This is a genomic window from Corynebacterium sp. sy039 (genome assembly GCF_007904105.1).
GTDB lineage: Bacteria > Actinomycetota > Actinomycetes > Mycobacteriales > Mycobacteriaceae > Corynebacterium.
Genome location: NZ_CP042325.1, coordinates 596,377 through 612,920, shown reverse-complemented (window position 1 = coordinate 612,920; position 16,544 = coordinate 596,377). Strand labels below are relative to the sequence as shown.

The 16,544-nt window shown below is 48.1% G+C and carries 13 protein-coding genes and 1 pseudogene; 5 read left to right on the top strand and 9 right to left on the bottom strand.

Going from position 1 to position 16,544, the window contains the following annotated elements; translation table 11 throughout:
* Positions 1-112: 112 nt before the first annotated feature.
* Positions 113-1,696, bottom strand: coding sequence for a hypothetical protein (locus tag FQV43_RS02705; protein ID WP_146338696.1), 1,584 nt, complete (start codon positions 1,694-1,696; stop codon positions 113-115).
* A 252-nt stretch (positions 1,697-1,948) separates the two neighbouring features.
* Between FQV43_RS02705 and FQV43_RS02700 the strand changes: the two are divergent.
* A pseudogene (locus FQV43_RS02700) lies at positions 1,949-2,689 on the top strand (glycoside hydrolase domain-containing protein); the annotation flags it as partial.
* Positions 2,690-2,767: 78 nt separating this feature from the next.
* On the opposite strand, the gene FQV43_RS02695 reads toward FQV43_RS02700, so the two are convergent.
* The 3 genes from FQV43_RS02695 to FQV43_RS02685 all read right to left on the bottom strand — a co-directional run bounded on the left by FQV43_RS02695 (position 2,768) and on the right by FQV43_RS02685 (position 5,842).
* Entirely contained in the window at positions 2,768-4,411 is a 1,644-nt protein-coding gene (locus FQV43_RS02695) for a cation acetate symporter (RefSeq protein ID WP_144274222.1), read from the bottom strand.
* 3 nt (positions 4,412-4,414) lie between these two features.
* Positions 4,415-4,696 (bottom strand): DUF485 domain-containing protein, encoded by a 282-nt coding sequence (locus FQV43_RS02690; protein WP_144274932.1) that lies wholly within the window; start codon positions 4,694-4,696, stop codon positions 4,415-4,417.
* A gap of 318 nt (positions 4,697-5,014) precedes the next feature.
* Complete coding sequence (locus FQV43_RS02685; RefSeq protein WP_146338691.1) at positions 5,015-5,842, bottom strand: enoyl-CoA hydratase; 828 nt, start codon at positions 5,840-5,842, stop codon at positions 5,015-5,017.
* A gap of 80 nt (positions 5,843-5,922) precedes the next feature.
* On the opposite strand from FQV43_RS02685, the gene FQV43_RS02680 reads away from it, so the two are divergent.
* Positions 5,923-7,461 (top strand): carboxyl transferase domain-containing protein, encoded by a 1,539-nt coding sequence (locus FQV43_RS02680; protein ID WP_146338688.1) that lies wholly within the window; start codon positions 5,923-5,925, stop codon positions 7,459-7,461.
* Positions 7,462-7,526: 65 nt separating this feature from the next.
* Here FQV43_RS02680 and FQV43_RS02675 read toward each other — a convergent pair whose 3' ends face one another.
* Both FQV43_RS02675 and FQV43_RS02670 read right to left on the bottom strand, forming a co-directional pair.
* Positions 7,527-7,889: an FKBP-type peptidyl-prolyl cis-trans isomerase gene (locus FQV43_RS02675; protein ID WP_144274216.1), complete on the bottom strand. Its 363-nt coding sequence runs from the start codon at positions 7,887-7,889 to the stop codon at positions 7,527-7,529.
* Between the two features lie 189 nt (positions 7,890-8,078).
* On the bottom strand, positions 8,079-9,371 hold the full coding sequence (locus tag FQV43_RS02670; RefSeq protein WP_144274214.1) for a citrate synthase: 1,293 nt from the start codon (positions 9,369-9,371) through the stop codon (positions 8,079-8,081).
* 564 nt (positions 9,372-9,935) lie between these two features.
* On the opposite strand from FQV43_RS02670, the gene serC reads away from it, so the two are divergent.
* The 3 genes from serC to FQV43_RS02655 all read left to right on the top strand — a co-directional run bounded on the left by serC (position 9,936) and on the right by FQV43_RS02655 (position 13,293).
* Positions 9,936-11,066 carry a phosphoserine transaminase gene (serC, locus tag FQV43_RS02665; protein WP_146338685.1) on the top strand — a complete coding sequence of 377 codons (1,131 nt, stop codon included), beginning with the start codon at positions 9,936-9,938 and terminating at the stop codon, positions 11,064-11,066.
* Between the two features lie 100 nt (positions 11,067-11,166).
* The gene (sepH, locus tag FQV43_RS02660; protein WP_146338682.1) at positions 11,167-12,318 is read left to right on the top strand and encodes a septation protein SepH; all 1,152 of its coding nucleotides are present in this window, start codon (positions 11,167-11,169) and stop codon (positions 12,316-12,318) included.
* An 18-nt stretch (positions 12,319-12,336) separates the two neighbouring features.
* Complete coding sequence (locus tag FQV43_RS02655; protein WP_210415253.1) at positions 12,337-13,293, top strand: hypothetical protein; 957 nt, start codon at positions 12,337-12,339, stop codon at positions 13,291-13,293.
* Here the strand turns inward: FQV43_RS02655 and FQV43_RS02650 are convergent.
* The 3 genes from FQV43_RS02650 to FQV43_RS02640 all read right to left on the bottom strand — a co-directional run bounded on the left by FQV43_RS02650 (position 13,290) and on the right by FQV43_RS02640 (position 16,541).
* The gene (locus FQV43_RS02650) at positions 13,290-14,138 is read right to left on the bottom strand and encodes an RNA methyltransferase (RefSeq protein WP_146340359.1); all 849 of its coding nucleotides are present in this window, start codon (positions 14,136-14,138) and stop codon (positions 13,290-13,292) included. The two genes, FQV43_RS02655 and FQV43_RS02650, sit on opposite strands and share 4 nt — an antisense overlap.
* A 33-nt stretch (positions 14,139-14,171) precedes the next feature.
* A complete protein-coding gene (locus tag FQV43_RS02645) occupies positions 14,172-15,647 on the bottom strand; it encodes an NCS2 family permease (RefSeq protein ID WP_144274208.1) in 1,476 nt (491 codons plus the stop codon).
* Positions 15,648-15,779: 132 nt separating this feature from the next.
* The gene (locus FQV43_RS02640) at positions 15,780-16,541 is read right to left on the bottom strand and encodes a DUF3027 domain-containing protein (protein WP_168195024.1); all 762 of its coding nucleotides are present in this window, start codon (positions 16,539-16,541) and stop codon (positions 15,780-15,782) included.
* Positions 16,542-16,544 lie beyond the last annotated feature (3 nt).

Sequence of the window (16,544 nt, the reverse complement as noted above, 5' to 3'; positions counted from 1 at the left end):
AACCACACAAAGCTGAGAAAAACCTAAAAGCGTTTCCCATCATAACCCAAGACATAAAGAAAGTCCTAGCACCAATGGTGCCAGGACTCTTAAAAAACTTAAGAAACAAAAATTACGCTACGCGCAGATGACCACCCGTAGTTACTTTAGGACGGTCTTTCTTCGCTACAGTCTTAGCCTGCTTAGCGACGTTATCCTTCACACTTTCAGCGATAACAGTCTTAGACTCAAGCTTAGATTCTGGCTTAGATTCTGGCATAGACTCAGCAGGTTTACCCTGCTCAGATTGAGCAGATGGTACAAACTTACTCTCAGAAGAAACAGGTTCTTCACTAGAAATAGGTTCTCCAGGCTCCTGCATTTTCTTAGACGATGTAGGCTCCCCAGACTCCCCAGATTCCTCGCTAGCAGTAGGCTCCTCAGATTCTTTAGAAGGCTTAGCAGGACCAACCTCCTCTTCTTCAGAAGGAGTAGGCTCTTCAGATTCCTGTGGCTCTTCAGACTCTACAGGCTCCTTGCTAGGTGGAACCTCAGTCTCCTCATCAGGACAAAGAGTAATATGCTGGAAACCCTGATCACAGTTATCCTCAGCACCATTAAGCGGACCATAATACCTCACCGCAGGATTCAAGCGAAGATGAAACTCCTGTGCGTAAGCACCATGCTTGCCATCAACAGTCGGCTCTATATCACTACCAATCGTATCGAAACGATCAATATCTGCTGTCACAGCACACGCACCAACACCAGTCAAACCATCAATTTTTCCCTGCTTCTTATATAGTTCGACGATCTTGTTACGCGTTTCCTCAGACTGCTCTTTGGTAGTGACAGGAGGCAACTCACCAGTAAGACCCCACTCATAATCTTTCAGACTCGCGCAACCTCCCTCATAACTACCAGGTCCACCACCCTCAGCAGAGCATTTCCACAGCATATTCTCAGCACGAATCGGCACATACGTATCATCACCAACCGCTTCCACAGTACCAGTGACCTCAAAGGTATAAACACCCACTGTGTTCAAGCCGATTTGGTAGAAATCCCAATCAGGCTGCTCAGCAAAAGACGAAGGCTGAACCCCGTATGAATTCTCTCCCGACTCCTCTGATACAGGTGCATTGCTCAAAGAACCATCAGGATTCTTCACAAACGACGACACTTTATACGTGTCATTATCAGTAAGCTCTGCTATCGAATCAACGATCGGAACCTGATAGTCCACCGCCTTGGCAGGAACATAACTATCATTCTTATCGGTAATGATATTTTCTTCAGGTAATGGATTACCATCCGCATCTTCCCACTGAGTTCCCTCAAGATCCCCTGTGCCATCATCAACTGGTCGCATGTAAATATCAGGCATATGCGTGAGCTTGATCGACACATCTTTCACAGTAGATGGGATCATAATCTGCGCACCACGAGTAGTTTGGACGTGATTCTGAGAAAAAACCAGTGGTGACAATTGCACTTGCCACGTGACCTGTGTTTCATCCCCCACTTGTTTCACACAGGTAGAACCAGTGTCACAGTTCGCACCACCCCAAAAACCAAAGGTATTATTATGGACTGGATACTCTTCCGTACCACCGTTACCTGCTAATACCGAGGGGGGGGGGGATAGAAAACCCGCACCAAGCATACTTACGGCAGCAACCGCCGCAGCACGCTTAGCAAAACGATTCAACAACATTATTTCTCTCCTAGGAAAAAGAACAAAAACACTTTCCCAATTCCCCTCAACCACACAAAGCTGAGAAAAACCTAAAAGCCTTTCTCATCATAACCATATAATCGCCAGATATGCCAGAACACATCTTCGCCATCCCCACCTCCAAAACAACCAAAGTGGCAATACATAACCAATGAGACTAACGTGACTGTTGATGTTCTGTGGCATTCAAGTAATCGCCCACCACCAGATTATCGAAGCATAGGAGTCTTTATGTCCCCGCACCTTAATCGCCGAGGTTTCCTCAAAGCATCGGCTTTTACTCTTGGCAGCAGCGCAGCATTAGCCGCAACGTCGCCCCGCGTTCATGCACAGGCACAAGCACCAGATAAAATCCTGGGCACTGTCATTGACTTTGCGGCTGGAGTACCAGACGCACAAGCCATCAAAGCGGCTGGCCATAGTGGTACGGTTCGTTATGTTTCTGGTCGTCGTCCCGGCACTGAATCATGGATGCTCGGCAAACCCGTTACCCTAACCGAAACCAAAAACAATGCAGCCCTCGGTCTAGCCACCGCTTCGGTTTACCAATTCGGCAAAGAGGCGACTGCAGACTGGAAATCAGGTGCAGCCGGCGCACTTATACACGCTCCACAAGCAATCGATTTTCACCACAAAGCAGGTGGTCCACTGCACCGCCCCATCTACGTCGCTATCGACGACAACCCGAGCAGAGAACAATACACCACACTCATCCGTCCTTATTTGCAGCAATTTAATGTGCTATTGGCACAATCAAATTATCAACTGGGGATCTACGGAAATTACAACACTATCGATTGGGCTATTCGCGATGGTCTTGGCAGTTTCTTCTGGCAACATGATTGGGGTTCTCGTGGGCTTATTCACCCTCGAGTCACCATCCATCAAGTAGCTGACTATCAGCGCAATGTTGGTGGCGTTATTGTAGATGTCAACAATGTCTATGCCAAAGATTGGGGTCAGTGGTTACCGGTTTAACTCCCAATCCGCCCCTAGCATCAACAAACCCCAGTTCAACACAGGAACTGGGGTTTTAGCGATATCTACAGCTTAGTGATCTACTGGTGCCTCCACACCGACACCGGTGAGTGACCGTACTTCCATCTCAGCTTGTAGATCGTCGAGGTTATCTGGTTTTCCAACGAGAGTACCGATATAACCCGCGATGAATGCTAATGGGATAGACACTAAACCAGGGCTAGTGAGTGGGAACCACGCAAAATCAACATGAGGGAACATGGATGTTTCCGCACCCGACACTGCTGGCGAGAAGAAAATAAGAACAAGCGCAGACCCTAAACCAGCATAGATAGAACTTACCGCTCCCAAGGTATTAAAGCGCTTCCAGTAAAGGGAGTAAAGGATCGTCGGCAAGTTTGCGGAAGCAGCAATCGCAAACGCCAGCGATACTAGGAATGCAACATTTTGTTCCATCGCCAAAATGCCAAGAATAATCGAGGCGATACCGACCACAATAACTGTGATCCGAGAAACGCGAACCTGCTCTTCCTCGCTAGACTTACCATCGCGAATCACTGCGTCATAAATATCATGCGCAACTGAAGCAGAAGCAGTAATCGCCAGACCTGCAACCACGGCCAGTACCGTCGCAAAAGCTACTGCCGAGATCGCCGCCATGAAAATTGGACCAGCAAGCTCAAGAGCAAGCAATGGTGCCGCAGAATTTGCCCCACCAGGTGCTGCCAAAATGCGATCTGGACCAACCAAAGCAGCCGCACCATAACCAAGAACCAAAGTCATAAGGTAGAACGCACCGATGATTCCGATTGCCCACGTTACTGAACGACGCGCCTCTTTAGCAGTAGGCACGGTGTAAAACCGCATGAGCACGTGTGGCAAACCAGCAGTACCAAGCACCAAGGAAATACCCAAAGAGATAAAGTCAATCTTGGTGGTGAGAGTCTTACCGTACTTCAGACCAGGTTCAAGAATCTGAGACGCCTCATAGCCTTTATGCGCAAGGTATTCCGAAGCACTATGCGTCATAACAGCCTTATCTAATAGTGAAGAGAAGCCACCTTTTACCATGACAAACACAAGAACAGTCATGATTAAAGCACCGCCAACAAGCAAGACCGCCTTAATCATCTGCACATATGTGGTTCCCTTCATACCACCGATGAGCACATAGAGAATCATGATAATACCGACCACAGCAACAACAATGGATTGCGCAAGACGTCCGTGGAGGTCAAGGAGCACCGCAACCAATGCACCGGCACCAGCCATTTGGGCAATGAGATAGAACAAAGAAACGAACAAAGTACCAAAAGCTGCAGCAACACGCACTGGTTTTTGCTTTAGGCGGAACGAAAGCACATCAGCCATAGTAAACCGGCCCACATTGCGCAATGGTTCAGCCACCAAAAGCAATGCGGCAATCCATGCCACGAAGAAGCCAATGAGGTACAAGAAGCCGTCGTAACCATTGATCGCAATTGCGCCAACGATACCAAGGAAAGAGGCAGCAGAAAGGTAATCACCTGCGATAGCCAAACCGTTTTGACGACCGGAGAAACTTCCACCACCGGTATAGAAATCAGAGGCTTCTTTTGTGCTCTTTCCGACCCGAAGCACAACTGTCATCGTGACCACGATGAATGCCAAAAATACACAAATGTTAAGAATGGGGTTACTTGCAGAGGATCCTGCGGCAAGATAGGTAGTCATCATGTCTTAGCCTTCCATCTTCTGACGAATTATCGCAGCACGCGGTTCGAGATTCTTATTAGCAAACTTGATGTAGATCCACGTAATGATGAATGTGGTAAGGAATTGTGCCCAACCAAAGATGAAACCGATATTTACCGTTCCAAACACTGGTGTCGCCATAAAATCCGATGCAAAGGTTGCGGTCAGCACATAGCACACATACCAAAGGAAAGATGCGATTGCCATAGGGAACGCAAATGCTCGAAATGTTTTCTTAAGATCAACAAACTCTTTACTTGTCTGCATCTCACGGAACTCTTGCGCCGTGGGCTGATGACGTTGCGTAGGGTCTGGCGCAGCAGCACTCATATCAGATCCTCTCTTTTGCGGACATAATGGAAAGACTAGGCGTGCACACTATGCACTTTGACGTGATGAACTTTTGCTCAAAAATGTCATACAGCACGTTCACCTTATAGAAAGTTACCTGCCTCACAAATTTTTACAAAGACGTAATGCGTTATGTCCACTTAAAATAATGCCCCCTACCCCCATTCACCCACTTTAGCTGCACAAACTTCGCACCAAATCCACCCCCTAGCCCCCTGTCCCCTTCGTGGGCACTTAGCGTCGCTCAAAAACTGGTGCTCGTTTTTCTTTACGCGCAGCCTTCGCCTCAGCAGCATCAGCGCTATCCCAACATTGCTGGTATTTTTCCTGTTGGTTGGCGTCGAAAGCATAAGAACTATCGCCCGCATTCAGCACTCCTTTAAGCTGCGCCACCGCCAACGGAGCAAGTTCACTGAGCTTTTCGACGATCCCCCATGCTTCTTCCTCACTGGCTTGAGCAAGAGCAAAACCACTTTCCACTGCTTGCTGCGCACTTATTGTGGTAGCAGCGAGCAACATATTACGAGCCACAGCCCCACCAAGTAACTCGCGCGCACGATTAATCGTCCAAGCATCTAAAGCAAAACCCAGTTCAGCAGCAGGAACCTTAAACCATGCCCGCTGCCCCACGATACGCACATCACAAGCAAGTGCCAGCTGACTGCCAGCCCCAACAGCGGGACCATGAATATCTGCCACAACAGGAATCGGCGCATTGACACAAGCACGCAACATAGCCCACAAAGCATCATGGAATCCTCCACCATATACACCACCGCTGTTCGTCGCGGCTTGCTCTTTGGTCGATCCCAAATCTGCCCCAGCACAAAATGCTTTCCCGGCGCCACGAATCACCACAAGCCTTATGGAGTCATCTTCCTGTGCGCGCACCCCGGCGCGTTCAATAGTGTTAGCAATGCACTGACACATCTGTGCATTCAAGGCATTACGTTGTTCATCACGATCAAGAGTGATGAGCAAAATTTTTCCTTTTTGTTCAACTCGAACATATTGGTCAGCATATTGGTCATGAGCAAAAGTGTGCGGTAGCGTTTCAGTCATATTTCCATTGAACACTGTTATCAGGAAAATCGCTGCCAAAAACGAAAACTTTTCCGTTCATGGGCATTACAGTCATTACTATGAACCACACACGTGCCCAAGACTTAATAAATGATGTACTAGACCCAAACTCCTTTATTTCCTGGTCCACGCCAGTACGGCATGGTCGCATATCAGAAAGCTATGCTCGCTCTTTAGAAAAAGCTCAGGAAAAAACCGGTTATGACGAAGCAGTTATCACAGGCGAAGGCACAGTGTTTGGACAACGCGTCGCTCTAGTGCTAAGTGAGTTTGATTTCCTGGGCGGATCCGTCGGGGCTGCCACCGCGCAACGCATTATTGACGCTATTCACCGTGCCACTGCAGAAAAACTGCCGCTGCTGATCTCGCCTAGCTCTGGTGGTACTCGTATGCAAGAAGGAACCCCTGCCTTTGTGCTCATGGTATCCATTACGGCAGCAATCTATAAGCACAAGGATGCTCATTTGCCTTATTTAGTCTATCTACGCCACCCCACCACAGGTGGTGTTATGGCATCGTGGGGAGCTGCAGGGCATTTCACTTTTGCCCAGCCTGGCGCGCTACTCGGTTTCTTAGGACCGCGTGCTGTCGAAGCAGTTACTGGCAAGTCCTTGCCAGAAGGAGTGCAAACAGCAGAGAATCTAGCAAATAAAGGCATTATCGACGGTGTTATTTCCCCTTCTGAACTGCGCTTTTCGATTAAAAAAATTGCCACGATTGTTCTTGGCTCTCAAGAAAACACCACAACGCATTCTTCCGCACCGCATCATTACACACCGATGCAGAGCACACCACCAAAAGATGCCTGGGCAGCAATCAGTGCTACTCGACGTATCGACAGACCAGGAATCAGCCAGATACTCGCAGCACTTGGCGACGACAATATCATTGCTCTTTCCGGAACCGAAAGCGGACTCACCTCTCCTGCTATCCGCGTACTGCTGAGCAGAATTGATGATCAATGCGTCGTTATCATTGCTCAAGATCGTCATGCTCAGCCCCCTCACGCACACACTGAATTAGATTCAGCAGCTCTGCAATGCGCCAGGCGCGGCATTGCTTTAGCCAAGCAGCTCAATCTACCGATTATTACTGTTGTAGATACTCCAGGTGCTGAGCTATCTGCTAGTGCCGAAGAATCTGGAATTGCGCGCTGCATTGCTGCCACCCTTGGCGATCTTGTCAGTGCAGATGTGCCTACTATTTCACTTATTCTCGGTCAGGGCTGTGGCGGTGGTGCACTTGCACTATTACCTGCCGATCGTACGCTGAGCATGAGCAATGGCTGGCTTAGTCCGCTCCCGCCTGAGGGTGCATCGGCTATTGTGTACCGCGATAGCACCCATGCTCCTGAGATGATGGATGAGCAGCACGTTGTGGCACAGGCGCTCTATAAGCATGGTATCGTTGACGAGATTATTCCGGAACCGGATTGCGAACATTATGGTTCAGATGAGATACATACTTTTGCACAAATGGTTCTGCAGCACCTACGTGATTGTCTCCAAATGCTTAAAGAAAATCCTCAACGCGTTGGTCGCAGCGCGCGTTTTGCCCGCTACGAGAAACTCGTTGAGGATATTTTAGCTACTCGCTAAAGAGGCTAAAGGTGCAGCCAATGTAGCTGCACCTTTCATGGGTTACTTTAACGACCGACGCCCTGCTATGCGCCAACACCTAGAAGATCAATGACGAAAATGAGCGTACGACCAGATAAACGATGACCGCCACCTGCTGGACCGTATGCCGCCTCTGGTGGAATGATAAGCTGGCGACGTCCGCCAACCTTCATACCAGGGATGCCCTCTTGCCAACCAGCGATAAGACCTGCTAAAGGAAATTCAATACTTTGACCACGATCCCATGAAGAATCAAATTCTTCACCGGTTTCATAGTCCACACCAACATAGTGCACTTCTACCAAGCCACCAGGTTGAGCCTCTGGACCATCTCCTTCAACGATATCGTAGATAACGATATCTTCTGGTGCTGGACCTTCAGGTTTATCAATATGCGGCTTTTCCATACGTCACACAACTCCTTGCTGTATGTTTTTCACGAAAATTCGGACGATTATTTGATCATTTTGAGGTATAAAAAACAAAAGTCCGAGCGTACCTTTACCATTTTAGAGGGAAAAGATATGCTCGGACTACCAAGGCAACCCTAAAAATTAGAGATTAATGACACAAATCAACTAATCAGTGATACCGTATTAGCGCTGTTCACGAGGGGTAACAGGTCGCAATGCCTCGCCGGTGTAAATCTGGCGCGGACGGTTAATCTTTGTGGTCATAGTAAGCTGCTCACGGTACTGAGCAATCCAACCTGGTAGACGTCCAATTGCAAACAATACAGTGAAGAAATCGGTTGGGAAGCCCATAGCGCGGTAAATCAAACCAGTGTAGAAGTCCACATTTGGATAGAGCTTACGAGAAACGAAGTAGTCGTCGTTAAGCGCAATTTCCTCTAGGTTGAGTGCAAGATCAAGCAACTCATCGCCACCGAGGTGCTCAAGAATCTCATGTGCGGTTTCTTTGACGATTGCTGCACGTGGATCGTAGTTCTTGTACACACGGTGTCCGAATCCCATGAGGCGAACACCCTTTTCTTTATTCTTCACGCGAGTCATGAAGTCAGTAGCATCGCCACCATTAGCCTTGATTTCTTCAAGCATCTCTAGCACTGCCTGGTTTGCACCACCGTGAAGCGGACCAGACAACGCATTGATACCACCGGCAATAGCAACAAACATATTTGCCTGTGCAGAACCAATCATACGAACAGTGGAAGTAGAACAGTTCTGCTCGTGGTCAGCGTGCAAGATCAATAGCTTATCGAGTGCCTTGGACACAACTGGATCTACTTCATAGTCCTCGGTTGGGTAACCGAACATCATGCGCAAGAAGTTCTCACGTGCATTGAGTGCATTGTCTGGGTACATGAACGGCGCACCCTTAGAAGCGCGGTATGCATAAGCTGCCAACATTGGCACCTTCGCCAAGAGACGTACTGTTGCTTTGTCAAGCTGCTCTTCGTCTAGTGGGTTAAGTTGATCTTGGTAGTAGGTGGAAAGGATATTGACTGACGACGCCAATACACTCATTGGGTGAGCATTACGTGGGAAAATGCTAAATTGCGCCTTAAAATCTTCATCGAGCAAGGTGTGGTGGCGAATTTCCTCATTGAACGCGCGGAGCTCATCAGTGGTAGGTAGATGACCCTTGATAAGTAGGTAAGAAACCTCATTAAAGGTTGCGTTCTTAGCAAGGTCAGCGATGTCATAGCCACGGTGGCGCAAAATACCAGCATCACCGTCGATGAAAGTAATCTTTGATTCTGCTGAACCAGTGCTTACATAGCCTGGGTCGAATGTAACAAGACCGGTTTCTGCAAGCATATTGCCAAGAGCTACTCCATCATAACCTTCTGTGGATTTGATGATTGGCATCTCATACTCGCCACCAGGATAGTGAAGAACAGCTTTGTCTTGGTTCTCTGTAGCCATGACTTCCCTTTCAGTTCAGTTTTTTAACTAACGAAGTTATCCACCTCAACAACACACAATGTATGCAATACATACGTATTCACGCATTTACATATTGAGGCACTTTTCCTATTTTCTCACCAGATTAAAATTAGGGCTAGTTCATAAGAGATACTCACCCCTTTCTGGCACTGCACACATGGTGCACACAGTGCGGTGCGAAGAAAAATATGAAGTTATATCCATGACCGCTTGCCGACGGAGCATATTTTCTTCTGGTCTTACTTGGAACCAGATCCAAAGCCTTGACCTTTAATTATGAGAAATATCGCGAACAAATAGTCACAGACTTATCGCACAGTGTAGCAGAAAATGTGACACAAACTACAAGAGTTCCCGTGGCTTTATCCCGGTCTTCTCTGACAGCCTTACTACCCCAAGCAATACCCCCGATATGGTCACAACGGTTCAGTATTTATGCATAACTATCCCATACTTTTCGCTATCGACTATCTCTAGTTCTAGACTTAACACATCATCAAAAAAGGAAAATTGAACCCCCTCCAGACAGGAAAGCAGAACACTATGAGCACCTACCCCACCTTGCCCAGCCAGCTACTTCCCGCAGATCCACGCTTTGGCTGCGGTCCTTCTAAAGTGCGCTCCGCACAGATTCAGGCAATCGTCGAGGGTTCCACTCATATTATGGGCACCTCACATCGCCAACCAGCAGTAAAAAATGTCGTACGCAGTATTAGAGAAGGACTCAACGACTTTTTTCAGCTACCTGAGGGATATGAAATTGTCCTTTCCCTCGGTGGCGCTACCGCTTTTTGGGACGCTGCCACTTTCGGACTGATAGAGAAAAAATCAGGTCACCTAAGTTTTGGTGAGTTCTCAGCAAAATTTGCCAAAGCCGCACAAAACGCCCCTTGGCTCGATGACCCAACCATCATCCAAGCAGCTCCCGGGGACGCTCCAGAACCAACTGCACTAGCAGGGTGCGATGTCCTCGCATGGGCACATAATGAAACCTCTACCGGCGCTATGGTGGAAGTTACTCGACCAACAGGGTCAGAAGGTGCCCTTATCGTTATTGATGCCACTTCAGGTGCTGGTGGTCTTCCAGTAACCATGAGCGACGCAGATGCCTATTATTTCTCGCCGCAAAAATGCTTCGCCTCCGACGGAGGACTATGGTTGGCGGCCTTTAGCCCGGCAGCACTCGAGCGTATTGAAAAAATCAATAGATCCGATCGGTTCATTCCCGCATTCCTTAATCTACAAACCGCTGTAGAAAATTCACGTAAGGATCAAACATACAATACCCCTGCTGTGGCTTCTTTACTCATGCTAGATAATCAGATCGCATGGATGAACGAACATGGTGGTCTATCTGGAATGGTTGAGCGCACTCGCGCTAATGCTCAGGCACTTTATTCTTGGGCCGAGCAACGAGCTGAAGCAACACCTTTTGTCAGTGATCCAGCAAAGCGTTCCTTAGTAGTGGGAACTATTGATTTTGATGAAACAATTGATGCTGCATTGCTTGCAAAAATACTACGCGCAAATGGCATTGTCGATATTGAGCCTTATCGCAAGCTCGGACGCAATCAGTTGCGTATTGGTATGTTCCCAGCAATTGATACCGTGGACGTCGAAAAGCTCACTCAAGCCCTTGATTTTGTACTCGATGGAGAATACGCCAAAAAATAAATAAGATTTTTTAAGCCAATAAACACAGTGCTTGCTGCACCAGCTCTACCTTTACGTTAGAGTGATAGCAAGCACTTTTTGTATTTCCTAAGGAGAATATATGCGAGAACTCGTCCTCATTAGTGAGGAATCAACAAGATCTTCTCTGGTCTTTGGCATAAAAAACGCCACAGACACCACAGAGCAGTTCTTCTTCGCAGTCGATGATTCCCTCCGCGATATTCTCCTCAGTGACACAGCCACCACTGATACTGCACGTATTCCAGAGAAAAACACCCCCGTCGAATCACATGAAACTCCCGCTGCTGCTACCGATGCGGGAGCAGCAACCGAGGCTGAACACAATGTTCCACAAGGATATGCCACGGCAGTATCCACATCATCTACAACGTCTGCAACATCTGAGGCAGCCACAGTATCCACACAGTCTGACTCTACTGCTGCCACCCCCACTCAATCATCAACAGGCTCAAATACCCGACCACAACGCGAGGTAGATCCACGCCTTTCCACTCCATTAAAAATGCGTCCACGGGAAATTCAAGATCGCATTCGCCAGGGTGCAACTATTGAGCAAGTTGCTGAAGAAAATGATGTCACCGTTTCTCGCATTGAACCCTATGCACATCCTGTGCTCTTAGAACGCGCGCGCATTGCAGAGATGGCAAAACAAGCTCATCCTGTACGCGACGATGGTCCAGCTACCTTAACTCTTTGGGAAATACTCGCTACCGCTTTTGCCGCTCGAGATGTTGATTTAAGCACCTGCACCTGGGATGCCTACCGCGACAGTGCTGGCCAATGGGTTGTAAAGGTAAGTTGGAAAGCAGGATTGAGTGAAAATAGTGCTGAATGGTCCTATTTGCGCCACGGCATGAGCAGCGCTACCGCTGTGGCACGCAACAGAATGGCAGCTGATCTTACCGACCCTGATCTTGCCCGACCAGTACGTACCCTAAGCCCGCTTCCCATCTCTTCTACTACCGACGAAGATTCCGCAGCAGAAAATGATGTGCCTGCCACACAACGCACTCGTGACGATATTCCTGTGGTTTCTTCTAGCGATAGCAACCCAAAAAACCAAGACAAAGCCTCCGCTAGCACTGCAGACACAGTGGAAATGCAAAGCGGTGAGTTTTTGCAGCACCCTGATACTAAGCCTGCAACGAAACGTCGTCGGAAAGCAGTAACTCCACATTGGGAAGACGTATTACTCGGAGTTCGAGCAAACACCAAACGCCCCCGAAAATAATTACTAGGAAGCAAACTAATGACTGATTTTTCAGGTAATCACGAAGAATACAAACCACAAGGTGTGGTGACCTTGTGGTTTGTTACAACTGCTGATCCGAAAAAAGTCATTGCCACGTGCCCTAAGGCTGATCGAGGTTTTGGGCGCAAATACTTAGCACAGCTCAACCCACAATTTCCGATCACTTTCATTGGGCAATTTGCACTAAATCGTTCAGCCACTGCCTCAGCAGGTGAATTCTACATCGCTGGTTTCCCCGGCATTTCCATCGTGCAAACCGTCATTGAGAATCACGAGCAACTATCAAAATTAGACCCTGCCCTATTGACCTCACTGCCTGCCGCAGATGTCTATGCCTTTTCCATGGATACAGACACCGGATTAGGTGGCTTTGCCCATTGGTCAGGTGGACAACTTCGACGCAGTTTCTGTGCCCGACGCGATAGAGTTCATGAGGATCTCGGTGTTCCTGAATCCTTTGAGACTCCTTTCTGGGCAGGTGAACGAGCCGAACAGCAAGGCGGAATTGCACTGCCCTTTGTACCAATTGATTTAGTGCATGAAGCTGAACAACAGTGGTTAGGTTTTGATCCGCACTCAGGCGACGATATCAATATCGTTGCTTATGCCGTAGACGGTCGCCCAGAACCAAAAATTGCGCACACCACTCCGCCACATACCACTCCAACGCATCTACGCGCCGAAGCAGACACAGACCAAGAGTCAGCTCAGGACTATACCCCATCCGACGATACTTCTAGTTCTACTGGTGATGAATTTACTCAATTAGCAGTCGCGTCTTTAGCTGCTGCACAACGCGTAGGGCGTAACGCCAAACATTATGCCGGCAAAGCAAAACAATTAGTAGGAAGGCTTAAGAATAAACTCAAACACCTTGACCGGAGCAGTTCGGATCATAACTCCGCACCAGAGCTAACCCCCGATGAAGGCGATACCACAACCCCTAGCTCTTAGGTGCGTAAACTACGCTGACGCTCATAAAAAGCAATGGCAGCAGCGGTAGCTACGTTAAGCGAATCAGTACCACCTGCCATAGGAATACACGCCTTAACATCTGCCGCACGCATAGTTTTCCCGGTTAAACCAGGTCCTTCTGCACCAACAATAAATGCCACTTTGTCATATGGTTTACCCTGTGCATCTACAATGGCATCAGCTATGTGTACTGCTTGATGATCAGGTGTGAGTGCCACCAAGTGAAAACCTGCGTCGCGAAGTTGCGCTAAGTGAGTTTGCCAACCAAAACGCTTTCCAGGAAAGCTGCTAAAGGGAGTGCGCAGTACGTGTCCCATTGATACCCGCACCACGCGTCGATAAAGCGGATCTGCGCAACCATTGCCAAAGAGTACCGCGTCAATATCCATGCCTGCTGCATTGCGGAAAATGGCCCCGATATTTTCATGATCCCCCACACCTTCTAACACAACCACGGTGCGTGCTTGGGAGATAATGTTTTCCGGTGCTAATTCGGGTACACGTTGCGCACTTGCTAGTAACCCTCGGTGCATATCAAACCCAGCAACCTGTGCCAATGTGTGCCGTTCCAGACTATGCACAGCGATGTTGTGCTGACTAAGATATTCTCGAATATGTGCGTGTTCTAGAAAAGAATCGAGCTTGCTGGGAAAACCAATGAGGGCGCGTACTGGGAAACGGGAAAAGAGCAGCCGCTCCACCACCAGTGGTCCTTCAGCAATGATGAGTCCTTTCCCGTCGGGAAGATCTGGTCGATTATCGGAGTGATTGAGATTCCGAAAATCATCTAGGCGCGAATCCTCAGGATCACTCACATGGCTCATTTGCACGCTAGGTAGCACAGGTATCAGTTTCCTTTAGTTCACAAGGTTCATAATCGGATCAACGGCAAAAAATACCACAAACAGTGCAGAAATTAACCACATAATCCAATGCACTTCTTTTGCTTTTCCAGCAGCTACTGCCATAATGCTGAAAGTAATAAAACCAACACCCACTCCATTGGCGATGGAATAAGTAAAAGGCATCACGACGATCGTCAAAAAGGCAGGCAGTGCAATGTGGAATTGTGTGAAATCAATTTCGCGTACTTGAGAAATCATCAGTGCTCCCACGATAACGAGCACTGGAGCAGCTGCTTCAATAGGAACAACCTGGTACAGCGGGGTTAGGAACATTGCTAAAAGGAATAAAATTCCGGTAACCACATTTGCTAGTCCAGTGCGAGCACCATCAGCGATACCCGCAGAAGAATCAACAAATACTGTGTTAGAAGAAGCAGAAGCACTACCGCCGACTATTGCACCGCAGCCTTCGACGATAAGAGCTTTCTTAAGATCGGGTAGAGTGCCGTCGTCGGTAGTTAATTGAGCCTGCTTCCCTAGGGCTGTCATGGTTCCCATTGCGTCAAAGAAATTCGCAAGAACCAACGTAAAAAGGAGCAACGTCGCAGATAGTGCACCTATTCTGGCAAAAGAACCAAAGAGGGAGACATCACCAACGATGCTGAGATCAGGTAATGATCCTAAACTCTCGGGTATTTTGGGCACTGCTAAGTTCCAGCCACCTGTAGGGTTATCTGCGGAGGAGCCCACACCGGTAAGTGCTTCAAGGATCATGGCAATAACTGTGGTAGCAACGATACCAATAAACAATCCACCACGTACTTTACGCACTACCATAATGCCGCATAGCAACAAGCCGATAACAAACACCAATGTTGGTACGGAGGCAATAGAACCATTGACGCCTAGTCCAACCGGAACTGTGGTATGTGCAGCATCAGGTACGCGACGAACAAAACCGGAGTCAACAAGACCGATGAATGCGATAAATAGCCCAATACCCACGCTCATTGCCGCAATCATCGGTTGTGGGATAGCTCGAAAGACTGCAGTACGAAATCCTGATGCAGCCATGATGACAATGACGATACCATCTAGTACCACAAGCCCCATTGCTTCTTGCCATGTCAATCCTTCAGTAGACACCATGGTGACCGCTACTAAAGTATTGATGCCCAATCCTGCGGCGATACCAAAGGGATAGCGTGCGATAAGCCCAAAAGCTATGGTCATGATGCCTGCGGCAAGAGCAGTGGCAACTGCTACTTGGGGAACACCTAAGGTTTTGCCGTTGATATCTGCGCTGGTGCCTAAAATCAGTGGATTGAGGATAATGATGTAGGCCATTGCGAAGAATGTGACGATGCCGGAGCGTATTTCTGTTCCTATTGTGGAACCGCGTTCGCTAATGCGGAAATAGCGATCCAGTGCGCTAGTATTTTTGTGCTGCGCTGCAGGTGCAGTGCGAGAATTAACTGGTGTAGACATAAGTGCTCCCTAGAATACGAACAAATATGAAAGGCAAAACGAATAGGACAATAGAACGATAAAGACACTGAGAAACAAAATAAATTGTGTGTCTTATTCTAAAGAACCTGCCGACAAAAGTAGAAACCAGTCTTAAAAAATGGATTGTTCTTCGTCTACTTCCGTGCTATCCGCAAAGTTAATATCTAATGGTTGTTCGTCATCAAATGCTTCTGCACCATTATGTCCAAGCGGTTGTTCAGGTGGGGTATCAGAATGTGCACCACAACCATAGGAATGATGGATAACGTGCCCGTCGGCAGAAAACTCATTAGTACATACGCCATAATGCGCACCTATGGGTTCAGGCATAGGAATGAAAAAAGCGCAGGTCTTGCAATATAAACTAGCGTGTTCAGCAAAATCGGAATCAGGACCATATTTCCCTTTGACCCACCGAGTTTTAGCTGCTGACAAACCAGCGGGCGTAAGTTTTTTGCGTGTTCCTCTGTCTAAGACACTCTGCGATTCCTCTTCAGTTAACCGTTCGTCGTCAGGGCGCGGTGGTAGTACGTCTGTTGGCCCTAAATCTCCTGGGCGTACTCGCTGTTCATAAGGAATCCATCGAGGTGCTTGTAGGGCACTTCTACCTGGAACTAGCGCAACCTCACTGACCGTAATATAGTTGCTACCTTCTGCACAAGCAATAACCGCATTCCATTCCCACCCACGGTAACCGCTGACATGGGCACGAAACCGATGTGTTGCCTCATGCGGACCAATATGCCCAATGCCAATGTGCTCGCCTACTTCTCCTTCACCTAATTCCGCCAAAGCATTGCGAGCAACCTTTACTGCACGTGCGCCGACAAGAACCCCCGTATTTCTTATCTTTTGTTTTCGTCTACTTGACACTCA

Bases quoted from the DNA above. Each gene is read 5' to 3' on its own strand.
- FQV43_RS02670 (WP_144274214.1), bottom strand. From the start codon at position 9,371: ATGGCTACAGAGAACCAAGACAAAGCTGTTCTTCACTATCCTGGTGGC.
- FQV43_RS02675 (WP_144274216.1), bottom strand. From the start codon at position 7,889: ATGGAAAAGCCGCATATTGATAAACCTGAAGGTCCAGCACCAGAAGAT.
- FQV43_RS02680 (WP_146338688.1), top strand. From the start codon at position 5,923: ATGAACCACACACGTGCCCAAGACTTAATAAATGATGTACTAGACCCA.
- FQV43_RS02705 (WP_146338696.1), bottom strand. From the start codon at position 1,696: ATGTTGTTGAATCGTTTTGCTAAGCGTGCTGCGGCGGTTGCTGCCGTA.
- FQV43_RS02690 (WP_144274932.1), bottom strand. From the start codon at position 4,696: ATGCAGACAAGTAAAGAGTTTGTTGATCTTAAGAAAACATTTCGAGCA.
- FQV43_RS02685 (WP_146338691.1), bottom strand. From the start codon at position 5,842: ATGACTGAAACGCTACCGCACACTTTTGCTCATGACCAATATGCTGAC.
- sepH (WP_146338682.1), top strand. From the start codon at position 11,167: ATGCGAGAACTCGTCCTCATTAGTGAGGAATCAACAAGATCTTCTCTG.
- serC (WP_146338685.1), top strand. From the start codon at position 9,936: ATGAGCACCTACCCCACCTTGCCCAGCCAGCTACTTCCCGCAGATCCA.
- FQV43_RS02650 (WP_146340359.1), bottom strand. From the start codon at position 14,138: ATGAGCCATGTGAGTGATCCTGAGGATTCGCGCCTAGATGATTTTCGG.
- FQV43_RS02645 (WP_144274208.1), bottom strand. From the start codon at position 15,647: ATGTCTACACCAGTTAATTCTCGCACTGCACCTGCAGCGCAGCACAAA.
- FQV43_RS02655 (WP_210415253.1), top strand. From the start codon at position 12,337: ATGACTGATTTTTCAGGTAATCACGAAGAATACAAACCACAAGGTGTG.
- FQV43_RS02695 (WP_144274222.1), bottom strand. From the start codon at position 4,411: ATGATGACTACCTATCTTGCCGCAGGATCCTCTGCAAGTAACCCCATT.